General features: G+C 61.8%; 1 pseudogene. It reads left to right on the forward strand.

Going from position 1 to position 544, the window contains the following annotated elements:
- Nucleotides 1-542: pseudogene (locus tag FMN63_RS29530) on the forward strand (hypothetical protein); the annotation flags it as partial.
- Nucleotides 543-544 lie beyond the last annotated feature (2 nt).

Genomic DNA, 544 nt, shown 5'->3' on the forward strand with positions numbered 1-544 from the left:
CCGACCCGCTCGATCGCGCCAGCCGTTTGCTGACGCGCGCGGACGAACGGCTGCGGCGCACCCCCGATCTGAACGACGGCGTGCGCAGCCGCTCGCACCTGTTCGACACATGCGCCTCCATGGCACTCGACGGAGACCTTGTGCATCTTGAGGATCTGGTTCTGCATGACGCAGGCACCGACAAGCGTGCACCGACCCACGAACTGACCCGGGCTGCCAGGCTTCTGGCGCTGCGACGCCGGATTGACCGGCAAGCCCCGGAAACACTCCTGAGCCGGACCGGCATTCTGACACTCATCGGCCGGCAGACGGAGGAAACCGAGTTTGGAAAGACGGAGGACAGACCTGCAGGGGAGGGGAGGGGGGCTGCGCCCTCAACCGTGAGCCGGCAGGAAAATGCAGAAACCGAAGAAAGTCGGCGTTGGTGCACGGATATGATTTCAACGTTTTGCATCTATGCGGCGGGGATCGAAAATAGCATTATTGGTTCAGCATGCCGCACAAATATAACGGTGCCCGCCGACATCACATCGGCAAGATGAAG

Origin of the sequence: Stappia sp. BW2 (assembly GCF_008107695.1) — a bacterium.
GTDB lineage: Bacteria > Pseudomonadota > Alphaproteobacteria > Rhizobiales > Stappiaceae > Roseibium.